21 protein-coding genes are annotated in these 23,962 nt (G+C 37.3%); 10 read left to right on the top strand and 11 right to left on the bottom strand.

What is annotated here, in order from left to right; all coding sequences use genetic code 11:
- Positions 1-116 precede the first annotated feature (116 nt).
- Entirely contained in the window at positions 117-1,553 is a 1,437-nt protein-coding gene (locus AC5YCE_RS08675; RefSeq protein ID WP_496171739.1) for an alpha,alpha-trehalose-phosphate synthase (UDP-forming), read from the bottom strand.
- Complete coding sequence (otsB, locus tag AC5YCE_RS08670; protein WP_496171738.1) at positions 1,546-2,364, bottom strand: trehalose-phosphatase; 819 nt, start codon at positions 2,362-2,364, stop codon at positions 1,546-1,548. The genes AC5YCE_RS08675 and otsB overlap by 8 nt, the downstream gene beginning before the upstream one ends.
- An 802-nt stretch (positions 2,365-3,166) precedes the next feature.
- Here otsB and AC5YCE_RS08665 point away from each other — a divergent pair.
- From AC5YCE_RS08665 to AC5YCE_RS08625, 9 genes are all read left to right on the top strand, one after another.
- Positions 3,167-4,585 carry an iron-containing redox enzyme family protein gene (locus AC5YCE_RS08665; RefSeq protein ID WP_496171737.1) on the top strand — a complete coding sequence of 473 codons (1,419 nt, stop codon included), beginning with the start codon at positions 3,167-3,169 and terminating at the stop codon, positions 4,583-4,585.
- A gap of 221 nt (positions 4,586-4,806) precedes the next feature.
- A complete protein-coding gene (locus AC5YCE_RS08660) occupies positions 4,807-5,940 on the top strand; it encodes a 5-methyltetrahydropteroyltriglutamate--homocysteine S-methyltransferase (RefSeq protein ID WP_496171736.1) in 1,134 nt (377 codons plus the stop codon).
- A 240-nt stretch (positions 5,941-6,180) separates the two neighbouring features.
- Positions 6,181-8,007: an allophanate hydrolase gene (gene atzF, locus AC5YCE_RS08655; RefSeq protein ID WP_496171735.1), complete on the top strand. Its 1,827-nt coding sequence runs from the start codon at positions 6,181-6,183 to the stop codon at positions 8,005-8,007.
- Between the two features lie 55 nt (positions 8,008-8,062).
- Positions 8,063-11,662, top strand: a complete 3,600-nt coding sequence (uca, locus tag AC5YCE_RS08650) for an urea carboxylase (RefSeq protein ID WP_496171734.1) — start codon at positions 8,063-8,065, stop codon at positions 11,660-11,662.
- Positions 11,663-11,672: 10 nt separating this feature from the next.
- Positions 11,673-12,377, top strand: coding sequence for a GntR family transcriptional regulator (locus AC5YCE_RS08645; RefSeq protein ID WP_496171733.1), 705 nt, complete (start codon positions 11,673-11,675; stop codon positions 12,375-12,377).
- A 513-nt stretch (positions 12,378-12,890) separates the two neighbouring features.
- Positions 12,891-13,889, top strand: coding sequence for a putative oxygenase MesX (locus tag AC5YCE_RS08640; protein ID WP_496171732.1), 999 nt, complete (start codon positions 12,891-12,893; stop codon positions 13,887-13,889).
- A 50-nt stretch (positions 13,890-13,939) separates the two neighbouring features.
- Positions 13,940-14,983, top strand: a complete 1,044-nt coding sequence (locus AC5YCE_RS08635; RefSeq protein WP_496171731.1) for a methionine synthase — start codon at positions 13,940-13,942, stop codon at positions 14,981-14,983.
- Between the two features lie 86 nt (positions 14,984-15,069).
- Complete coding sequence (locus AC5YCE_RS08630; RefSeq protein WP_496125539.1) at positions 15,070-15,564, top strand: flavin reductase; 495 nt, start codon at positions 15,070-15,072, stop codon at positions 15,562-15,564.
- 65 nt (positions 15,565-15,629) lie between these two features.
- Positions 15,630-16,430 carry a sulfite exporter TauE/SafE family protein gene (locus AC5YCE_RS08625; RefSeq protein WP_496171730.1) on the top strand — a complete coding sequence of 267 codons (801 nt, stop codon included), beginning with the start codon at positions 15,630-15,632 and terminating at the stop codon, positions 16,428-16,430.
- Positions 16,431-16,508: 78 nt separating this feature from the next.
- Here AC5YCE_RS08625 and AC5YCE_RS08620 read toward each other — a convergent pair whose 3' ends face one another.
- The 9 genes from AC5YCE_RS08620 to AC5YCE_RS08580 form a co-directional block, all read right to left on the bottom strand.
- Positions 16,509-17,204: a DUF1826 domain-containing protein gene (locus AC5YCE_RS08620; RefSeq protein WP_496171729.1), complete on the bottom strand. Its 696-nt coding sequence runs from the start codon at positions 17,202-17,204 to the stop codon at positions 16,509-16,511.
- Between the two features lie 175 nt (positions 17,205-17,379).
- Positions 17,380-17,616, bottom strand: a complete 237-nt coding sequence (locus tag AC5YCE_RS08615; RefSeq protein ID WP_496171728.1) for a VF530 family protein — start codon at positions 17,614-17,616, stop codon at positions 17,380-17,382.
- A 357-nt stretch (positions 17,617-17,973) separates the two neighbouring features.
- A complete protein-coding gene (locus AC5YCE_RS08610) occupies positions 17,974-19,320 on the bottom strand; it encodes a zonular occludens toxin domain-containing protein (protein WP_496171727.1) in 1,347 nt (448 codons plus the stop codon).
- Entirely contained in the window at positions 19,320-19,595 is a 276-nt protein-coding gene (locus tag AC5YCE_RS08605; RefSeq protein ID WP_496171726.1) for a DUF2523 family protein, read from the bottom strand. Before AC5YCE_RS08605 ends, AC5YCE_RS08610 begins: the two co-directional genes overlap by 1 nt.
- A complete protein-coding gene (locus tag AC5YCE_RS08600; RefSeq protein ID WP_496171725.1) occupies positions 19,592-20,944 on the bottom strand; it encodes a hypothetical protein in 1,353 nt (450 codons plus the stop codon). Before AC5YCE_RS08600 ends, AC5YCE_RS08605 begins: the two co-directional genes overlap by 4 nt.
- Before the next feature lie 159 nt (positions 20,945-21,103).
- Positions 21,104-21,349, bottom strand: a complete 246-nt coding sequence (locus AC5YCE_RS08595) for a hypothetical protein (RefSeq protein WP_496171724.1) — start codon at positions 21,347-21,349, stop codon at positions 21,104-21,106.
- 331 nt (positions 21,350-21,680) lie between these two features.
- Entirely contained in the window at positions 21,681-21,989 is a 309-nt protein-coding gene (locus AC5YCE_RS08590) for a hypothetical protein (protein ID WP_496171723.1), read from the bottom strand.
- Positions 21,986-23,140, bottom strand: coding sequence for a replication initiation factor domain-containing protein (locus AC5YCE_RS08585; protein WP_496171777.1), 1,155 nt, complete (start codon positions 23,138-23,140; stop codon positions 21,986-21,988). The genes AC5YCE_RS08590 and AC5YCE_RS08585 overlap by 4 nt, the downstream gene beginning before the upstream one ends.
- 29 nt (positions 23,141-23,169) lie before the next feature.
- A complete protein-coding gene (locus AC5YCE_RS08580; protein WP_496171722.1) occupies positions 23,170-23,388 on the bottom strand; it encodes a hypothetical protein in 219 nt (72 codons plus the stop codon).
- A 111-nt stretch (positions 23,389-23,499) separates the two neighbouring features.
- Between AC5YCE_RS08580 and AC5YCE_RS08575 the strand changes: the two genes are divergently transcribed.
- Positions 23,500-23,694: a hypothetical protein gene (locus AC5YCE_RS08575; RefSeq protein WP_496171721.1), complete on the top strand. Its 195-nt coding sequence runs from the start codon at positions 23,500-23,502 to the stop codon at positions 23,692-23,694.
- Positions 23,695-23,962 lie beyond the last annotated feature (268 nt).

The raw sequence follows: 23,962 nt of genomic DNA, 5'->3' as shown, positions 1-23,962 counted from the left end.
GAATACCAACAGATAGAATAATTTTTCATACTGAAACAACCTGCTCATAAATGATGGGAAGGTTGTTTGAGCCATTCATATACATTTTGAATCAGTTGTAGCAATTTTCCGACTTATTAAAATATTTTTACAACAGAGGGCTGTACTTTATGAGTCACCAAGTGTTCTCTAAAATCGTTTTTAGATTGTTCTAAATCATCTAAAAAAGCATTTCGCCAATCAATAATGTCAAAACTGTTAATCCCTTGGATCAATTGTTGATAACGTTCCAAACGCTCAGTCCTGCTCATGACCAATGCTTTTTCGAGGGCTTTAACCATGGCATTACAGTCTTCAGGATCGACAATAATTGCTTCTGACATTTGTTCAGCAGCGCCAGTATATTTAGACAGAATCAATACACCTGGATTATGTGGGTCTTGAGCCGCAATATATTCCTTCGCAACTAGATTCATGCCATCACGCAGTGAACTGATCCAACAGACATCCGCAAACCGATACAGTTGCATTAAGGAGTCATGATCAACTGTATTATTGGTATAACTGACTGGTCGCCATTCATCTTGTGCGAAATTTTTATTAATACGATTAATTTGATGATTTAAATTTTCATATAACTCTTCATACGCCGCGATTTCCATGCGGCATGGACATGCGACCTGCAAATCAGTGATTTGTTGATACATTTCCGGATGTTTTTTCAAATATGCTTCAAATGCCGTAAATCGCTCTAATAAACCTTTTGAATAGTCGATACGATCTACACCAATGATCGTTTTAGATTGTCCATAATCGTTGGCTTCAAAAAAGTCAGACATGTTGGGTTGACTGCATTTAGCAATACGCTGAATAGCTTTTGGATTGACCCCGATGGGGTAGCATTTTATTCGTGTTAAATGTTGATTTAAGCTCAATCTCTCAGTATCAATTTGAATACAACCCAATGCTTGAATGATGACAGAACGACAATGTGCATGATCACGCTCAGTTTGTAACCCGACAATGTCATATTCAGTTAAATGATGCAGAAGCGATTTCGACTGCGGTATCTCATTCCACATCTTTGCAGGCGCAAATGGAATGTGAAGAAAAAAACCAATCCTGTTCTGCATCCCTAGTTTTCGACAATGATGAGCAACACTTAAAAAATGATAATCATGCACCCAAATAATATCGTCAGGTTGAGTGATTTCAGCAAGTTTTTCTGCAAAAATTAAATTCACTTGTTGGTAAATTTCATAATCTCGATCTTGTATTTCAATAAGATCTTCACGGTTATGCATAGCTGGCCAAAGAACACTATTGGCATAACCACTATAATAATGTTGATAATGTGACTGTTTTAAAGGGCAGGTTAAATAAGAAACCTGTTGATAGGTTTGCTCTAAAAAAGTAATATCTTGGTTATCCTCAATTTTTTGACCATTCCATCCCAACCATATCCCACCTATGTCATCTAATGCATCTTGCAAGGCTACAGCAAGTCCACCAGCAGCATGCGATTCAGGGTCTGGTAAACTCACACGGTTGGATAAGACAATCAGCCTAGACATAATGTTTCTCCTTGCGTAGATTTATTTCTGAATTGAAAAATGGTTTTTGCGTTGAAATAGTTTGATATAAGTGAGCTAAAAAGCGACTTACTTCATCTACATCATTTAATCTAAACTTTGCTAGCGTTACGCCGTCACCCACCTTGATACTTATGCCATTCAAATGATTTATAAGGTTGAAACCAGCTTCATCTGTAAGGTCATCCCCAATAAAAATGGGACAATAATGCTCAAGTTGATAATGCTGAATGAACGTTTGGATCGCTAGACCTTTGTCAGCTTGTAGAGGAATCAATTCCCATACATATTTACCTTCAATCAATTTAGTAAATGGATATTTTTGCTGAAGATTAACCATGATGGATTGGGCTTGATTTTTTAAATGAGGGGCATTTCTATAATGTAATGTCACAGAATAACTTTTATACTCGACTAAAAGTTCAGGGTAATCTGCACTATATTTTTTGATCTCATTTTTTAAGTTTACTAACTGCTCATTATTTGAATAATTCAAAATAATCTTTTTAGGATTTTCAAAAATTTCTAATCCATGCGAGCCTGCGATCGGTAATTCGACAGGATCAAATAACGAGTAAGCTGTCAAAGCAGATCGTCCTGTAACTGCAAATATAGGTATATCGCTATGTTGAAATTGTTGAATAATATTTAATATTTCGAGTGGAATAAAACTTTTAGAAGGATCAATATTAAATTCAGAAATTGTTCCATCTATATCCAAAAAAATACAATATGAATTCGACTTAGCATTAATTTTTTTAAGAATATAATTAATCTTTTCGCTTTTCGTCATTTTTATTAGTGTCATAGAATAACTACTTTGCTTATATACATAGTACATAAATACTATATATTTCTAATAAGTAGGGCTAAGAATATTTTTTAAATACAAAAGGTTAACCAAAGTTACAATATTCATATTTTGAAATATGATTTCATAATGTTTATTTTAATTTAACTCAATGTTTTATTTGAATATATTGTATTATTAGATTTAATTTAATTTTTTTTAATCTCATATAATCTAGTTTAATCAATAAGGGGGTCGTGGAAATAAGAATTAATATAATAAAAGTGTCATAAAATCGTGAAGCCAAATAACTTAGGATCTTGTTTAAGCGTTAAAGTTTCATCAATAATCAGAGCATTTTATTAAAATAATAAGGTTAATCCATCATGTCTTCCAATGTTTATCCAGCTTATTCATAGCTAAGATAAGCCTTAGGTTTTTACTTTTCCTCTCTGTTTTCAAGATCAACCTTATGCTCTTTATAACTCAATTTTTTCTAGAGCTGTATTAGGTAAATTTTTTAGATGAATCATGGTCTTCAAGTCCATTTCTATTAACAGACGGATTTATTTTTAATAGAATTGAAATAAATCAAGCTTTTATTGACTCCTTAAAAACCATTGTTTTGTTTACAAATATTTCAATGTAATTATATATTATTTTTTAAATCACTGTTTTTAAAAGGGTAATAGGTAAATTGGTATCAATTAGCATCAAATGGAAATGCGATATTTACAAAACGAGTGTTTGGTTGAATTTCATCCAGTGTGATAGTCAGAAATAATACTAATAAAGGAGCATAAAAATGCCAAACTTGTTGAAAGAACGTTTAGTTTATATCCTCAATAGAGACAATAACAATTACTTAGAAACGGTAAATTTTTTTTTAGATCCTGATATTTCTCTATTAGATAAAGAAAAAAAATCGACTCAATTCTTAAAAAATGAATTGGAGCATTTAAATGACTCGAATGCTGACATTGATTTCCCCCAATATTTGTCTGAAATTAAACAGTGGACTAACAATAAACAAAAGCATATTTATTCAGAATACAAAGCCTATTTAAATCGTAGAAAGTCAGGGCAAGATCGAGAGTATTTCAATTCTGTCAGTAGTGTCTTTGAGTTTTTAATCAAAATCGCACCTGTGAAAAAGGTTGATGGTGCTTGGCTTTATAGCTTAACGAATTATTGGAGTGATGCTGATTTTAAGGAACTGATTAGTATTTATTTAGAGGAGCTCGGGCAGGGTTTGGCTCGTGCAAACCATGTCATACTATATAATGACTTACTACAGTCTCTAGGTTTGGAACATTTTGAAGGTTTACTTGAGGACCGTTACTACCATCAACCTGCGATTCAACTGGCGCTGAGTTATGCTTCTCCTGAATTTATCCCTGAAATCGTTGGATTTAATTTAGGCTATGAGCAACTACCTTTACATCTACTCATCACAAATTATGAGTTAAAAGAGTTAGGAATAGATTCTCATTATTTTAACGTCCACATTACAATTGATAATCTTGATTCTGGTCATGCAGCTCAGTCCATCAATGCCATTGAAAAAATAGCCCTGAAATACAAAAACAAAGATGAGTTCTATAACAAGCTTAAAAGAGGCTATGCACTCAATGATCGCGGTGTGTCCTCAACTGAAATTGTTAAAAATTTAAACTTGAATGATATGATCATTAACATCTTTAAGAGAAAAGCGTTGGTCGGGCGCTATGTACATAATGACAAATGTCAGTTCATGGAAAAAACCATTAATGCGTGGTTAAACGATCCTGAACAAATCTCAAATTTCATCGACATATTAAAAGAGAAAAATTGGATCAAAAGAGGTGAAGACCCTGAGTTGAGTCGCTTTTGGAAAATGATTCATGACGTTGATGGAAAAATGTACGGTGTTTTTAATTCTGCTGAAAAACAAATGATCTACGACTGGATCGCCAATGAAACCTATGCTGAATATTCAAAAGATCATAAAAATATCTCAATCACACATCCAGAGTTACACGATTATTCTTTTGCCTATCTAGGAGATGAACAATTGAAGGAGCTGAAAAGGAAGATTGAATTAGAGTCGAGCATACCGTCTAAAATTAATAAACTCATTCCACATCTTGCCCCTCATGCGCATCACACAGAAGTTGGGCTGTGGAGTACTTATCAATATGTTCGTTATTTATTTCCTCAATTGATTATGAAAGCGCATATCTAGTTTGATTTTAATATAAGAAAAAACAATCTAAGGAAAAAGAATATCGAGAAAGATTGTGATCGAATATTGATGTAAAAATATTCAGATTCTTTGAATCTATTGATATTCTTTTTCCTTTAACACCACGGCGTATAATGAATCTGTTTAAGTTTAGATAAAATAAGTTCGACTTATTCAGCCAAGTAAGGTTCAATTGCACACGAATCTATTTTGGCCTCTTCATGCTAAGTAACACCTCACCCGCAACAAAATTAAGTTTTGCAAACAATAAATCAGAGCATATTGGAAGTTTTCTGAGAGCACTTAAACTCAAGAAAGCACGGTATGATTTTGCAGATCGTGTGATTTATGAAGAAACATTAAGACAAGTTGAAAATGCTGAAATTGATAATTTAATTGACATTCAACTTGATTTGGATTGTTCAGTCATGACTGACGGGGACTTTCGCCGTGCTTCTTGGTCTATGGATTTCCTTGAGCAATTGAACGGTATTGAAACCCGTAAGACTCAGCAGGGTTTGCAGTTTAAAGATGCCATCACGAAACCCTATGATATTCGAGTCGTTGATAAAATTACTTTTAATGAAGATCATCTGTGTTTTGCTCAATATCAATATTTGCATAATGCCATTGAAGGGTTTGCCACAGCGAAGTTCTGTTTACCTAGTCCGAATATGATGCTTTTCCCGCATCTGCGTCATAATCGACACTATGCAACTCAGCTCGATTCTTATATTGATGATTTAGGTTCAAGTTTCAGAGCCACGATTTCCGCACTCTATCATCAGGGTTGTCGTTATATCCAGATTAATGATCAATTTCTAGCCTATCTATGTGATGCTCATTATCGAGCCGAAGAACTTAAGCGTGGGATGAATCCAATTGAGTTAGCTGATTATGCTGTTCGCGCATTAAACCTCGCATTAGAAAATAAGCCTGACGACTTATTTGTTGCCTTACATATTGAGCGTGGAAACTTTTGTTCAAGCTGGTTATATCAAGGTGGTTATGAATTTCTAGCAGATCATGTGTTCAATAAACTCAACAATATTGATCGCTATTTTTTAGAATTTGACACTGATCGAGCAGGTGGTTTTGAACCGTTGGCTCAACTAAAACATTTAGATGTCGATGTATTTCTAGGTTTGATTTCGACGAAGAAAGAAATGTTAGAAAATAAGAATGACCTGATTCGCCGTATTCAAGAGGCTTCTCAATTCATGTCACTAGAGCGTTTAGGACTTTGTCTGCAAGCGGGATTTGCGTCTATGGAAGAGGGCAATAAAATTTCCTACGATACTCAGTGGAAAAAAATTAAACTCATGAATGAAGTCGCAAAAGAGGTTTGGGGTTAACTATATCATTGAGTTGAATTGTTTCAATACGCGTTGACTCGCAAAAAAAAACCAGATGCTGATGGGTCTGGTTTTTTTGCACCAAAATATCAAATGAGGAACTAAAATAAATCATCTTAAAAAAATCAGAATTTAATAATAATTTAAACAAAAAATAAGTTTTTGAAAAATAATAATAAATAAAGTTGGCATAAGTCCTGCATTGTCATATTCAAACTTGTATACAAGATGGGATGCAAAATGCGCAATAACAAAATGATCGGTTGCACTGTTTCAGAATGGAACCAAGCCTATGATCAAAAACACATTCAACTCAACGACCTTTACCAATATGTGAGTCAGTTTGATCAAAATGATCCTGCTTGGATCTCGATTGCATCCAAAGAGTTGCTGACTGCGCAAATGAGTGCTTTGAATAAAATCGAACATGCTGAGCAACTTCCTCTTTATGGTGTACCGATTGCAATTAAGGACAATATTGATGTCGCAGGATTTGCCAGCACAGCTGCATGTAAAATTTTAACGGAGATTAAAACGCATGATGCTTTTGTTGTAGCACGTCTTAAACAAGCGGGTGCAATCATTGTTGGTAAAACCAATCTTGATCAATTTGCGACAGGTCTCGTCGGAACACGTTCTCCATTTGGGACAGTACCCAATACTTTTAATTCTGATTACGTCAGTGGTGGTTCGAGTTCAGGTTCAGCGAGTGTGGTTGCTCGTGGTCTTGTGCCGATTGCTTTAGGAACAGATACTGCTGGTTCGGGTCGAGTTCCTGCCGGCTTTAATAATATTGTCGGGCTTAAACCAACCAAAGGGCGGTTCTCCAATACAGGTTTAATGCCTGCATGTAAAAGCATTGATTGTATTTCAATCTTTGGCTTAACGGTGACTGATGCTGAGATCGTGGCAAAAATCATGGAAGGTTATGACACAGCAGACAGTTATTCACGTCATAACCCCAATACAGCACCTGCAAAATTCAATCCAAACCTCAATTTTGCGATTCCTGCTCAATTGGAATTTTTTGCAGATCAACATTCAGCAGCAGCCTTTCAATTGGCTTTAGAACAACTTAAAGCTTTAGGTGCAACTTTAACTCCAATTGATTTTTCAGCATTTTCGAGTTTAGCTGCACAGTTATATCAAGGTCCATGGGTCGCAGAACGTACTGCAGCAGTTGAAGATTTACTGCAAAGTAACACGCAAGATTTTGATCCAACGGTTTTAGAGATTATTCAAAAAGGTCAGCACTATTCAGCAGTAGAGGCTTATCAAGCAGAATATCTGAAACAGGATTTGACGCGTTTGATTCAAATGCAATTGGCTGAATTTGATGCACTGATTGTTCCAACATCACCGACGATCCATAGCATGGCTGAAATGGCAGCTGCACCCATTGAAAATAATAGCCATTTTGGTACTTATACCAATTTCACGAATCTTGCAGACCTCAGTGCTTTAGCGATCCCTGCAGTTTTCCGTGAAGATGGCTTACCTTTTGGGATTACTTTGATCGCTCCAGCTTGGCATGACAGCGCATTGGTTGATTTCGCTAAAAAATGGCAAAAGCATATTCAGTTGCCTTTAGGTGCTCTAAACAAAACATTCCCCATAGATGCCAGCACAAATCAAGAAGTGTCAGATCACCATTTTCGTGTAGCTGTTGTGGGTGCTCATCTGTCAGGTATGCCGCTCAATTTCCAACTCACGACACGCCATGCCGTACATGTTGAAACCACACAGACTTCGGCAGATTACGCGCTATATGCCTTACCAGGTACCGTACCGCCTAAACCCGGTTTAGCCCGCGTTGAACAAAACGTCGGTCATCAAATTATTGTTGAACTTTGGGATATTCCGAAAGCTCGTTTTGGTGAATTTGTTGCCGAGATTCCGACACCATTAGGCATGGGTAATGTCGAATTGGTTGATGGACGATGGGTGAAAGGTTTTATCTGTGAGCCCTATGGTTTAACCGACGCAAAAAATATCAGTGATTTTGGAGGATGGCGTGCCTACATCCAACAGCTGAATCAACTCAAGACCAATACTGCGACAGCTTAAAGCGATCATGATGTTTAAAAAATACGTAAAGAATTGAAAAAAATAGGGGATTAAAATGTTTAAAACTGTTCTGATTGCAAACCGAGGTGAAATTGCTGTTCGCGCTATTCGTACTCTAAAGAAAATGCAGATCACGGCTGTTGCTGTTTATTCAGAAACTGACCGTTATTCACAACACGTATTGGATGCAGATATTGCAGTGTCTTTGGACGGCACAAAACCGAGTGACACCTATTTAAGTATTGAAAAACTGATTGCTGTAGCAAAAAGTACGGGTGCTGAGGCAATTTTTCCAGGTTATGGTTTTTTATCTGAAAGTGCAGATTTTGCGCGTGCCTGCGAAGAAAATGGCATTGCCTTTATGGGGCCAACCGCTGAACAAATTTTAGCATTTGGTTTAAAACATCGTGCGCGTGAACTTGCAGCAGCTGCCAATGTCCCAATGACACCAGGCACAGGTTTACTCCAAAGTCTTGATGAAGCCGTAGTTGAAGCTGAAAAAATTGGTTATCCGATCATGCTTAAAAGTACCGCTGGTGGCGGTGGGATTGGCTTAACACGTTGCGATGATCAAGTTGCTTTGCGTGATGCTTATGACAGTGTGAAACGTTTGGGTGAGCAATTCTTTAAAGACTCGGGTGTGTTTTTAGAACGGTTCATTGATCAAGCACGTCACGTCGAAGTGCAAATCTTTGGCAATGGTGAAGGGCAAGTCGTTGCGCTGGGTGAACGAGACTGTTCGTTACAGCGTCGTAATCAGAAAGTGGTAGAAGAAACGCCAGCGCCCCATTTACCTGAGGCAACACGACAAAAACTACATCAGGCCGCCGTACAACTTGGAAAATTGGTTAAATATCGGAGTGCAGGTACGGTTGAATTTATTTACGATGCCGTACGCGATGAAGTCTACTTTCTTGAAGTCAATACTCGTTTACAGGTCGAACATCCGGTCACTGAAATGGTCACAGGATTAGATCTCATTGAATGCATGTTGAAAGTCGCGGCAGGCGTTGAATTAGATTGGGCATATTTGGCCAACATCCAACCTCAAGGTGCAGCCATTGAAGTTCGAATTTATGCTGAAGATCCAGTCAAAAATTTCCAACCCAGCCCAGGGATCTTGACCGATGTTTATTTCCCTGAAAATGTCCGTGTAGATACTTGGGTCAGCACAGGAACGGAAATTTCACAGTATTTTGATCCGATGATTGCCAAAATTATTGTACATGCAGACGATCGCGAGAGTGCCATTCAAGCACTCAAAAAGGCTTTAGCTACAACTCGACTGAATGGCATTAGTACCAATTTAGATTATGCCCATACCGTGGTTTCAGATGATCGTTTTGAACATATGCAGATTTGGACACGGATGCTGGATGATTTTAAATATGTACCCAACGTTATTGAAGTGATTCAAGCAGGTACACAAAGTTCAATTCAGGATTATCCGGGACGAGTTGGGTATTGGGATATTGGTGTACCACCTTCAGGCCCTATGGATGATTATGCATTCCAATTGGCCAATAAAATTGTGGGTAATGCTCAGGCAGCAGCTGGATTTGAATTTACCTTAGAAGGGCCTAAACTTAAATTTCATGCCGCAAGTATCATTGCATTAACAGGAGCGCCATGTGCTGTTACTTTAGACGGTCAGGCTGTAGATTTTTGGAAACCAATTCAAGTACACGCGGGGCAAACCTTAAAAATTGGTCAGGTTGAGTCAGGTTGCCGTACCTATTTAGCCATCAGACAGGGTTTAAATGTGCCTGAGTATTTAGGCAGTCGTTCCACCTTTGCTTTGGGCAATTTTGGTGGGCATGCAGGGCGTGTATTACGCGTAGGCGATATGATTAAAATGGTCAATCCTGACTTCGCCATTGAGGGATTACCTTTAGCAATCACTGAACCGGAAGCATTGGCAACAGATTTGATTCCGAGTTATGGCAAGGAGTGGGAGATAGGGGTGCTCTATGGTCCACATGGTGCACCTGATTTCTTCAAAGCTGAATACATCGATGAGTTTTTTGCATCAAGTTGGAAAGTTCACTTCAACTCGAATCGATTGGGTATCCGTTTAACTGGCCCAACTCCAAGTTGGGCGCGTGAAAATGGCGGTGAGGCTGGACTACATCCATCCAATGTACATGATTGCGAATATGCGATTGGCGCCATTAACTTTACTGGCGACTTCCCTGTAATTTTAGCCAAAGATGGTCCTAGTCTCGGTGGATTTGTGTGTCCTGTCACGATTGCCAAAGCAGAATTATGGAAAATTGGACAACTTAAAGCCGACGATACAATTCGCTTTTATCCAATATCGATTCAACAAGCCAATGCCTTAGAACAACAGCAACGCACGACCATTGAAAACTTTGCTCAAGCTCGTATGAACATGAACACAGATGTCATGGGCGTTGAGCCTAACAGTATTTTAGCACTTCGTGAAGCAACGCCTGAGACCCCTAAAGCAGTCTATCGTCAGGCAGGTGATAGCTATATCTTGTTAGAATATGGTGAAAATGTACTCGATTTGGGTTTGCGTTTGCGTGTACATCGTTTAATGCAATTAATTCGTGAAGCCAAGCAGGAGGGTATTTTAGAGCTATCTCCTGGTGTGCGTTCGCTTCAGATTAAATATGATGGTTTATGCTTCAACCAAAAAGCGTTGATTGAATTTTTACTCCGTCTTGAAAGTCAAATGGATGATTTACGCGAGATTAAAATTCCATCTCGGATTATTCATTTGCCAATGGCTTTTGAAGATTCGACGACATTAGGTGCCGTTGAACGCTATCAAGAGAGTGTGTGTGCCAAAGCGCCATGGTTGCCGAATAATGTGGACTTTATCCAACGGATTAATGGATTAAGTGACCGACAACAAGTCAAAGATATTATTTTCAATGCCAATTACCTGATTTTAGGTCTAGGCGATGTCTATTTGACTGCGCCTTGCGCGGTGCCTTTGGATCCTCGTCATCGCTTATTGAGCTCTAAGTATAATCCAGCACGGACCTTTACTGCCGAAGGTACTGTGGGGATTGGCGGCATGTATATGTGTATTTATGGTATGGATTCGCCAGGCGGTTACCAATTGATTGGTCGCACGGTACCAATTTGGAATAAGTTCAAAAAGAATAAGCAATTTGGCGATCAACAATGGTTTTTAAGATTTTTTGATCAGATTAAATATTATGAAGTCAGTGAAGCTGAACTTGATCAATTCCGTGCTGACTTTGCACATGGCTTGGCAGAAATTAAAATTGAAGAAACCGAGTTTGATTTCGCGCAATATCAAGATTTCCTAAGTAAAGAACACGACAGCATCGCTGAATTTAAGGCACAACAACAGACGGCATTTAGCAATGAAGTCGAGCGCTGGAAAGATCAATTTGATCAACCGACTGAAATTGAGATTGCCCAAGATCATACCGACTATAGCCAATATGTGCCTTTAAATGCCTCTATGACTGGCAATATTTGGAAAATTCTTGTGGAGTCGGGTCAACACGTTAAAAAAGGTGAAACCGTTGCAATCATTGAAGCCATGAAAATGGAACTGCCTGTGTATGCCGATGAAGATGGTATTGTTAAAGCCATTATTTGTCGTGCGGGTCAAACCGTACATAGCGGTGAACCCTTAGTATATATGGAGTAATCAAAAATCCATGCGCCTTGTACAAGCATTAACGACAAAATCAGGAGGCAGCTCAGACAATTTGTCTGAGCTGGTTTTCCAGAAAATTAAAAATGATATTTTTGACTTTCAACTCAAGCCTGGACAGCATTTTACCGAATCAGAAATCGCTGAAACTTATGCAGTGAGTCGCACACCAATACGCCAAGCGCTATACAGGTTACAACAAGAAGGATATGTCGATGTCCGCTTTAGAAGAGGTTGGCAAATCTGTCCGCTTAATTTTAAAAGGTATGAAGAGCTGTACGACTTAAGAATTTTACTCGAAAGTTATGCAATCGAGCAGTTATGCCAGATGCCTGAAGAGCAACTCAACCATGTTTTGGCAGATCTGATTCAGATATGGTGTATTGAGCCTGATAGTTATTTATCTGATCTTCAACAACTGGCTATACAAGATGAGGATTTTCATTGTCAATTGGTGATAGTGGCAGCTAATACCGAAATGACGAAGATTCATCGAGAGATCAGTGAAAAAATTCGTATCATACGACGTTTAGATTTTTCCAAAATTAATCGGATTGAGGCAACTTATATTGAGCATCAAAAAATACTCAATTTAATCCTATCCAAAAACCTTAAGGCAAGCACTACTGCATTAACCAGTCATATTGTTCAAAGTCGCAATGAGGTTAAAAAGATCACCTTGGAAATGTTGGCATCTAGTACGGCTTAATTTTAAATACATAATTGATTTGAGTGAAATTAAGTTTTTTATCATTAATCATTGTCTTCATGACTTTGTTTGAACATGGGGGGTAAAAGTTCGTCATGATTTTTTAGGGAGAGTCAGTCTTTCAAAATTTTTTAGGATTTTTCAATTTTTTTAGAAAAATTTGTGCACACATGGACGCTTAAAACTAGATAGATGACTTTGAATTGCCAGAATATTGAACAAGAGAAGCTATTAATAATAATGCCTACTGCGGTCTTATAAGGTTAACCAAGTCATTGAACCCTATATATTGTTTAAGCTAAATATTGTTTAAGTTTAAGATGTTAAACGTGTGAATGATAGCACTCAAACCATTGGTGATTTACAAGTCAACTTTTTTATGCAGTATGATGATATTAAGATGAATTGTGCTCATCTTTTAATGAATTTATATCGTTTTACTCATCTTTGTGTTCGCGCTTAAATACACCCATTGAGAAATATTAACTTTTTAGATTTGGGTGGCGGATCATCATGATTACTCAGTTTGCATGTTCAATTAAACGCATTCGTTTTGACGAGAACTATCAACCAGCGGACAATACACGTTTAACGACTAACTTTGCCAACTTGGCGCGTGGTGAGCGCCGTGAAGAAAATCTTCGCCGTACTTTGGCGATGATCAATAACCGCTTTAACAGTCTAGCAAGTGTAGATAATCCAAAAGGTGATCGCTATTCACTGGAAATTGACATTATTTCTGCTGAACTTGATGTTGAAGGTAATGGACAAACTTTCCCGTTTATCGAAATGCTAAAAAGCACAGTCATCGACCATAAAACCAATCAACGTTTGGAAGGCATGATTGGTAATAGCTTTTCATCGTATGTACGTGATTATGACTTTAGTGTGGTATTGCCTGCATTGGGTTGTGGTGTAGATGAAAAACCTGAAGAATTCGGTGATTTGCATGGCAAGCTGTATCAACATTTAGTCAATTCGGACGTTTTTAAAGCAGAGTTTAAAAAACAACCTGTGATCTGTTTAAGTGTTTCGACGTCAAAAACTTATTTCCGTACCGCAAATGTACATCCAGTACTGGGTGTGGAATATACCCATGATGAATCTTCACGTACCGATGAATACTTTGCCAAAATGGGCTTACGCGTGCGTTATTTCAAACCTGAACATGGCAATGCACCTTTAGCATTCTATTTTGCTGGCGATTTATTGCGTGATTACACTGATTTTGAACTGATCAGTGCAATTGCAACCATGGAAAGTTTCCAGCGGATCTATCGTCCTGAAATTTATAACACCAATTCGCCTGCAGGCGTGGTCTATCAACCCAGTTTGAACTATGCAGATTATTCATTAACACGTGTCGTCTATGATCGTGTTGAAAGGGGTCAATTGGCGTTGAAACAGGGTAAATGGACAGAAGAAAACTTCATTAAGCCTTATAAAGAGATTCTTGATACATGGGCTGCCAACTTTACTGTAAATACTGCTGATCAAAATCAAGCGGCATAAGACATTAGCGTGATTTAAAGATTTACGAATTTAGACAGAGAAAATTAGACATGGCGCTTTTACAACCAAAAATTTTACTCCCAACCTCTACAGCAGGCAGTTTACCCAAACCATCTTGGCTGGCTGAACCTGAGAAATTATGGTCAGCGTGGAAACTCGAGGGGGATGAACTTTTAGAAGCAAAAAAAGATGCTTTATGTTTATCGCTTCAAGAACAAGCACATGCAGGGATTGATATTGTATCTGATGGTGAGCAAACCCGTCAGCACTTTGTGACAACCTTTATTGAGCACCTTGAAGGCGTTGATTTCGAGAAGCGTGAAACCATGCGTATTCGCAATCGTTATGATGCCAGTGTGCCAAGTGTAGTGGGAGACGTGTCTCGTAAACAAGCGGTCTTTGTTGAAGATGCAAAATTCTTACGTAGCCAAACCGATCAACCGATTAAATGGGCATTACCGGGTCCGATGACCATGATTGATACGCTTTATGATGGTCATTACAAAAGCCGTGAAAAATTGGCTTGGGAATTTGCAAAAATTCTGAATCAAGAGGCTTTAGAGTTACAAGCTGCTGGCGTCGACATTATTCAGTTTGATGAACCTGCGTTTAACGTCTTCTTTGATGAAGTCAATGACTGGGGCGTGGCCACTTTAGAGCGTGCGCTTGAAGGACTTAAATGTGAAACTGCGGTACACATTTGCTATGGTTATGGGATTAAAGCCAATACCGATTGGAAAAAGACCTTAGGTAATGAATGGCGTCAATACGAACAGGCATTCCCTAAACTACAGCAATCAAAGCTGGATATTATCTCGCTTGAATGTCAAAACTCACGCGTACCGATGGATTTAATCGAACTCATCCGCGGTAAAAAAGTCATGGTCGGTGCAATTGATGTGGCGACCAATCAAATTGAAACACCTGAAGAGGTTGCAAATACTTTACGTAAAGCCTTGCAATTTGTCGATGCGGATAAACTTTATCCTTCAACCAACTGTGGTATGGCGCCACTTGCACGCGGTGTTGCCCGTGCTAAGCTCAATGCCTTAAGTGCCGGTGCAGAGATTATTCGTCAAGAACTCGCTGCGTAGTAAGACTGGTTTTAAAATGATTTAAGGGTAAGATCATTACCCTTTATTTGCATAAAAATCGAAATACTCGATTTAGGATAAATGAGATGATTGAATCAACCGACTTTAGAAATGCAATGTCATTGCTCACCACCGCAGTCAATGTGATCACCACAGAAGGTGAGGCGGGTCTTCATGGTTTTACCGCATCTGCTGTGTGTAGCGTGACAGATAGCCCCCCGACATTATTGGTCTGTATGAATCAATCTTCTCGTTCACATGCACATTTTGTTGATAATAAAATATTAAGTGTCAATGTATTGGGGGCACAGCATGAAAAAATCTCGAACGCCTTTGCATCAAGTAAGTTGAGTGCTGAAGAGCGTTTTAAACTGGGATCTTGGACCACATTAGAAACAGGCTCGCCTGTTCTAGAAGATGCACTCGTTAGCTTCGACTGTGAGATTGAACAAATTCAGAAAGTTGGCACGCATAGTGTGTTTATGTGCCGTGTGGTTGCAATCAAGCAAAGTCAGCAAGATGAAAGCTTGGTTTATTTTAATCGTGCGTATCATCAAGTGGGTCAAGTCGAAATCGCCTAAGCATTTGATTCAACTCTTATCGTATTCAGCATCACATTCATCTCAAATTATGAAGTAAATATTCTGTGGAACTCATTATATTCTTAGCCATTGGTGCACTTGCAGGATTTGCTGCAGGGCTCTTTGGCGTTGGCGGGGGAACCATTATTGTCCCGCTCTTGTTTATTGTCTTTACTCAAATGGAGTATAACCGAGATGTGATTATGCACCTCGCATTAGGCACATCACTTGCAACGATTGTTGTCACATCAATCAGCTCGCTGATGGCACATCATAAAAATGGCGCCGTGATTTGGCCCATCTTTAAAAATCTTGCGCCAGCCATGGCGATTGGTTGTTTTGCAGGTGCAGGTATTGCAGGGCGGTTATCCGGTCTTCATTTACAATTGATTGTGGGTATATTCTTAATTTGGGTTGCTTACACCATGTTTATGGGTGCAAATAAAGTGGTTGATCCAAGCAAAACTTTACCTTCTAAGCCGAAGCAAATGGTCGCAGGTGGCGTGATTGGCGTAGCATCGGCCATCTTTGGCATTGGTGGTGGTAGTATCACTGTACCTTACTTGACTCGTTATGGTGTGGTCATGCAAAAAGCAGTCGGCACATCGGCAGCGTGTGGTTTACCGATTGCGATTGCAGGTGCACTTGGCTTCATGATTTTTGGTATGCAAAATGAAGTAAATATACCAAATACCATTGGCTTTGTTCATATTTATGCCTTTATTGGCATCAGTGTGATGAGTTTTATTACTGCTAAACTCGGTGTTAAAACTGCACATGCTTTATCACCTGCAATGCTTAAAAAATGCTTTGCTGTTTTATTGGTAATTGTGGGAAGTTTTTTCCTGATCAAGGGATTGATCTAGTCAATATATGATTCATTTTTGAATAAAAGCTCACTTATGTGGGCTTTTGTTTTTGATAAATAATCATCTACATTCCGATTAACAGATAAGTAGTAATCTTAATTCACCTTGCTCAATCGGTGCACGGTGTACACAAGGTAATACCTGTTGTGTGGGGTGATCTACAGCCAATCGCCAAAGGTGACCAACACCAAGATTAATAGGTTGAGCATTAGACTTGGGCTGATAATGCAGATCAAAGAAATATTCCTTTAAAAACTCATCAAATGAAGCATCTGATCCGTCATACAAGGCGTTTAATTTGGCTCTAATTTCGGGGATTAAAATCTTTTGATCAACTTCATCATTCGAAATAATGTCACTTGATGCGCCGTGGTACGTACATAGAAATGTATCCGTTTCGATAGGAGAGCGGTCAACGTGAAAGGAGTAGACATCTGTTGAAATAAAATCGAGCTCGTCATCACGTTCATAGTGCTTGAGTAAATTTAAAGAGGGCAATGCACCGTAATCGGTCAATCGTTCGATATCATTTAAAATGATTGTTCTAGCAAGATCTCCATCTTTTGAGAGTTTTAAAGCTTTAAGATCTTCGGTTGATACTTCTGTAATATTTTCTTCTAATACGAGTTTATCGACAATTTCTTTAAAGTCACCAACCAAATGTCGATGCCAACACAGCGCATTCGTATTTCCTTTAAAACGTGAATGGATAAGGTCTTGAAAATCTGTAACCAATCCAATTTGATCCATGTCTGAAAAAACGTTATGCATAACAATAATAAGGGTGCAAAGAATACCTTATCATACAGATAAGAGATTGAATAATGAGAACACTAAAATCATAACTTATAAAATATTGAGTTCATGACCTTAGCTATGAATACATGTTTTCCTAAGGAGATGTCTTAGCAATAAACTAAATTAAATAAAGGATTGGTTTTGATGGCTACGATTTTTGTTTGGCTTTTTGGCGTAAGACATACAGATATAAGCTTTCTACTTTTTCACGTGCCCATGGTGTAGTACGTAAGAATCGTAAAGATGATTTAACACTTGGATCTATGGAAAAACATCTAATTTCAATTTTATGACTCAAGCCTTCAAAGCCACCGTAGTAATCTAGTAACTCATCCAAAATGTCTGCAAGTTTTTTGCCGTGTAAGGGATCATTAGAAGTATTCATATAGATAAACAATATTTTTGGGAGGCTACCATTATAACCTGCGTAGGTACTTATGGTATATCTTATTTAACATAATATACATTATGCGAAATCAATCTAATTAAAAAAATGCAAATAAAAATCTGACTGCTTGAACACCCACAATGAAAATTTAAGCATGAAGAATCCAAAAATCAAATGACCAATCAAAAGAAGAATATCTAACTCATTATCTTTATAAAATTTAATCATAAACAACTCAGAAAAAGCACACTTATCAAATTATATTTTTAACATTCAAGTTTTAACTTAACAGACTTCGCTAGTTAAGATAAAACTTAAATGCCAATTCTTTTTTTAATCTTTCTTTTGCTGTCTTTAAAGATGATTAGCGCCTTCTATTCTTCTCTGGAGTCTTTCTTCTACAAAATTTTGAGCTTGATTTTGACTCTCTTTATATTCTAAATATTTTAAATATTGTTCTGTAGTCATATCTAAATTTTTAGTTTTTTCTTGATTTTCAGTAAAAGAGCTTTGATTTTTTTGTTCTTTAGAACCGAAGTAATCATAAGGTCTATCACCTTGTTCAACAATTTTCTTACAATCATTCGCTGAAACATTTAATTTAGTACCTTGCTCCGTATAAGCTTGATATTGTCCATTGTATTTTATACATCCAGCAAACTTTGGTTTGTTAACAACTTGATAACTAACTGATTTTTGAACATCATCCAAGTCGTAAGGTTTTAAAGGATCATATTTTACTGATTGTTGAGTATTTGATGCACCCAAATGTCCAAGCCCCCCAGTATTAGATATATCAGAAATAGACCCACCCGATTTGCTCAAATTATTGAACCACTCAACACATTCAGGCTTTTCAACATTTACACCCTTTCTACACTCAATATTTAAATCATTCGATGCATTCGGCTTTGCACCCATCTGATCCGCAACGTCTTTAGGCATATATTTCTTCATCTCTTCTATGCCTTCTTTATCTCCTGACACAGCTTTATACGCATTTAAGTTAAAAATCGGATTATCAACAAAGGCAAATAAAAGACCAATGATTGCAAATGCACACAAACCAATGATTGCAGTCTTTTTAATATACTTCGGTATTCTTAATTTTTTATCAGTGACTAATTCAGTGGATTTGTATTGATCGAAAACTTCCTTATCAAATGGAACAAAAAAAACATCTTCTGCACGTTCTAAAGCTGCTGAGCTGTTCGGGTTGCGTTGCCATGAGCGCCAGAGTGCGATTTGTGAGCCTTGTTTGTTCATAGGGCGCGAACAGTGGTAATGCTCTTTAACAAAGCCTAATAAATGCAAATGAAGCAAATTAGGTTCTTGAGTGATAAAGATGATGTCATAGCCAAAATGACGATGTGTGTCTAATTCACTTATCACATCCCTAGTTGAAAGTTTTTCTCTCCCCTTCCAAGCAAAGTATTTTTCGCCTTTATTGTCTTTTTGCTTTTGAGCTTCATCATAGACAACTAAAGCACCCTGTAAACCCAATTCAGCATTTGCAGATTGACATAATTGCCAATCTAATTCGCCATTTTCATTTTCAGGTATAGGCATAACACCATCTAAATCAATACCTTCAATATTTGTATAGACTGGACGTTTAGTTAATAGAGCCTCTTTGATTAACTTAACAGCATAATGTGACTTACCGTCACCAGTAGCGCCTGTGATCAATTTAACTGGCATTATTTAGACCTCCCAATTGTCATTTTTTGAGACTCAAAGAAAGCTCTAGAAAGTATTGAGCTTAAAATTATTGATAGTGCTGCATCAATTCCAAATAAAGAAAGTAAGCCCAAATAAGGCATTTCAGAGGAACGAGTAACAACGTATTCAATCCAATTACTTGCAATTAAATAAATTGCCGTACCCGCAAAAACACCTATACCAAAGGATTTTAGAATTGAGTTAAAAAAGTTATTTGAAAAAACATCGAGCAGTTTATAAAACAGTGAAATCATTCGTCTTTACCCCTAGATGCACCATATCCAAAGAGAATATAGAGACCTGTTAAAGTCGCAGAAAATAGAATAACTGGCTTTAAAATCGGAGCTTGAGCACAAATGTACTGCGGATCTAAGATTGCAAAATCTTGACTAACTCCCTCAATAGTCAAATTCACAGTAGAAGCCTCTGGACACATTGCTTGCCACTTTACCTCAACTTTTTTTTCTTCAATGGGTAGTTCAGGTATATCTATTTCTTCTTTTTCAGGTAAATCATCTTCTTTAGTCCATTCTAGCCATTCACAAACAACTGTAGCCCATGAACAAAATGCAGGAAGCTGAAAGGTGCCTGTACCCGTTGGATTACCCTCAGGATCAGTTTTAGGCGTACCGTCAGGATTAGTATCAGGTTTTGTAGTTCCCTCAGTACCAGGAGCAACATCAGGAGCAGGATATTTAGCGCCAGGAGCATCAGGAACAGGGAAAGCGTCAGGATTTGGCGTACCATCAGGAAAAACTAAAGGTACAGGCTTAGGCTTAGCGTCTTTTTCTGGATTATCTTCATGTTTTTTATCAATAGCATCTGCAATTTCATCACCGACACCATTAGGATCATGCTTATATGCTTCTTCAACACCAGTCCAAACGCCAGTTTTTCGATCATACTGTGAATCACCGCTAGGATCTTTATAATCTCCTACAGCCATATCACCGACCAAATCTGGAGTTAAAACTAATACTTTAGGCTGTTTTTCTACTTTCTTTTTTCCAGCATAAACACCCACAACATAAGAATAAGAATCAGGTCCTTTTTCTGGATCGTATCCTCTACATTGACTCCCAGTAGTACCTGTTACAACATATTTAGTAACTTTTTGACATGCTTGAATAGCAGTTGGACCATGAGAAGAATTTAACTCATAAGTACAATTAGTAATTTCATAAGCATTACTACACGCATAATGGACATAACCATCTTTGTCTGATTCGTCATTTATTCTTTTAATATATGTTCCATCTTCCATAACCCAACCGACACCCTCAATAAGTGCAGTTATTCCACCAATGGCAAGACCACCGCCAAGAATACGTTTTAATAAAACACTACCGACTTTATTTCGATTAACAGTTTCTTGAACAACTGATTCTAAAGTTATAGAACTGCCATTTTTTGTTGTTTGTTTTCTTGCAGTTGCTTCAATAATATCATCAAAGTTTTTTGCCTCAGTCGCACCAACAATATCATCAAGTGAAACACGCTTAACTTGATGATCAGTCCATCCACTTTTAGATTTTTGAGTTTGATTTGAAGAATGTGCAGAAAAAGAGATGAATAAAAGAATTGAAAAAAAGATAATACGCATGTTACACCCTTTAAGGCATTAAGATAGAACATGCCTTTACCGCTAAATAGACTAAGAGCCAGTACCAAATATTTGCCTGTTCCATGTTTTTTCTCAATTACAGACATTCGCACCAGTTCCGTTCGACAGGCTCACAGAACTGGTGCGAACGTCAGTTAATTATCGAACAGCACCGCGTGATTTACGCAATACAGAGATAAGAGCACCAAGTCCGATAAACGCCATACCCGCCATCAAGACAAATGCCATTACCGCAGCGATCCAAACTCCAAACGGAATTGCAGAAAAATCAATTGTCGGATAAACAACGTCACCTTCTGCAGCAATAGCAGAAGTAGATAGGACAAGTGCTGAAACTAAAGCAGTCGGAACTAAATAGTTACGACCACGTTTTTCGATAACCATAACTTCTTTTTGTTCATTTTCATTTTGATTAGTCATTTGACTGATCTCCTCGATTTTTTAAGTAAATACGCCAATAATTGAACACTGATAAATCCACTAGAAATCATCATTGCTTCACTTTGCGTTATTGCTAATGCAGTCATTATTTGAAGTAATAATTCAGATGATGAATGCATTTCCCCCCATTCAAGGCATTCGAGTGTTTGCTCATTTATTAATAAACAGCCTTTCATGCCTTAAATCCTTTTAGCCTTTGCATGCCGAAACATGAAAGCTATATTGTTGTGTATGGAGTGCAGTCCCACAGATCGGACAGCTCAATACAATGAAATTAAATTTTTTGAACATTTGGAAGATCAACATGCTTAACGACATAATTCATTTTCTTACCCGTAGTAACAGCACTAAATGTAATTTCTGCTTCTACTGGGAACTTATGACCACGCAACAAAACAAAATTTGAATTATCTTGCCAATTGAAAGTCTCACATGCCGAACCTAACGCTGTCCCTTGAGAAGTGTCTAAAGGAATTTCACAGTACAAAACAACATGGTTGTAATGTCGGTTAGAACCATCCTCAGGCTTAAAATCAACAGACTTTGCACCTAAAATTTTTACTTTATTTTTAAATTCCATCATTGAGTCATACTCCGAGCTGTTAAGAGAACATGATCTAATCGTTTTGGATAAGCAAGCGGATCAGAACACGAAATTAAATTGATTAATTCTTCAGGTTCATAAACTTTTTTGAAAATATTGATATATTTTCCGTACTGGTGTTTAAGATTTTTAATTGCAGTTTCTGCATTAATAATTGCAGTTTTCTTAATTGTTTCTATTCGTTGAGGTTGAATATCTTGAGCTAAGAATTCAAAACATGGATAACAAGCGATAAAATATTCACTTGGAGCTAAAAGCATGTCATAAGGTAAAATTCGATCTACAGCTTTTAATTCGACTTCTGCACGTTGCCAGTTGTCATTTGGATCACCCTCAGCACGCCCTTTTTCATATAGTCTTAAATATTTACCTGATTCACGGCTACCAATATTTAAAGTACGTCCTTTACCATTTGGTCGCTTCCAGTTTCCTTTATGCTCAACATTTGGCGCACGATTCCCCAACTGAAAACCGCCTATATTATCTTGATGATCACCCCAATCAACATTGATTTTTTCGCCTGAAAAATCATCATGAGCTAAATCAACACGGGTCAATTTTGCACGTTTAGCAGTTGTTGACAGAAAGTTATATAAACGTCTTTCCCACCCTTGCGCACCAAAAGCACAACCACGACCGTTGATCATGACTAAAACAGTATTACGTTGACCACCAATACAAAGAAGCCCCATATCTTCGCCAAGCGAATAAGTTTCTTTATAAAAATTTCGCCCTTTTTCCTGTTTTTGAGATACACCAAAACCAAAAATATGCTGTAAAGTTTGATCAAACATTTCAACAGCTTTGTTCCAACGATATTCTTCTAACGGATATTCATCATCATCAAGTAATTGAGTCGAAATTGTTTCAATTCCGATTGTAAAATTAACCCAGTCAATAACAGCAATTTCATTATCTGCTGGCAATCTGCATTGAACAGGTTTAACACCTTTTGAAGTCATCACCATGTGCATATAAGGAGTTGCAAATTCACGCTCAAATGGTGTGACAAGATCCCAGTCCGCAGTATCCATTGTGAATTCATTTTTCGTTACCCCCATCTTATTAGTGGGGGTTGAAATCAAATTGCGGTTTTTTTTCTGATTTTCAGGCAATTCGTTTTCATTAATGAAGTTTTCATTAACAGACCAATTAAGCATTATTGAATCCCCATTTCACGAAAATGATCATTTTCTTCTTTTAATGAATCATAGTATTCAGCAAGAATTGCAGACTTATAGCCCCACTCAATCATGACCATCTCTAAATGAGACAAAACCAGTTCAGAATCAAAAGCTGGATTACCAGCTATAACCAATTGAACTGCTCTATCAAAGACAATTTTAGATACGATCTCGAATGCTTCTACTTTTTCCATTTTATGATTTATCACAAGTGATATTTAGGCATTTTATAACATTAGATTTATGATTTTGCAACATATCATAAAATATAAAATCAGATATGATTCACCAATTTGGAGTTAGTAATGGCTGTAACAGTAAGATTAAGAGATGACGAAGAAGAAATGGTCAAAGATGCAACTTTAGAAATGATGTTTGCAACAAAAATCAGAATCAAAGAATCCGATGTAATTCATGCACTTATAAGAAAGCATTTAAAAGATATTAAAACTGAAGATGTAATGAAATATAGAGCAGAGATTTTGAAAAAAGACGATTAGTAATTTATATAAACCCTGATTACTAATTTCAATTAATTTCGCATAATGCGAATTAATGTTAAATAACGCCGATTTGCTTTAGATCCATTGAAGCAAATCAGCTATGTAACATAATTCCGCACACATTATGCGAAATATAATTGTTAGAACCCATTTAAATTGTCTATATTCTCACCAATAAAAATGTCTAGTTTATGATGGTTTTTATCATCATGGACTGGATATAAAATATAGATGCTGATCACTATGTCTGATAAAGAAATTCAAC

The sequence above is a fragment of the Acinetobacter sp. CY79 genome (assembly GCF_059515845.1).
This window is presented reverse-complemented; position numbering and strand designations above follow the sequence as displayed.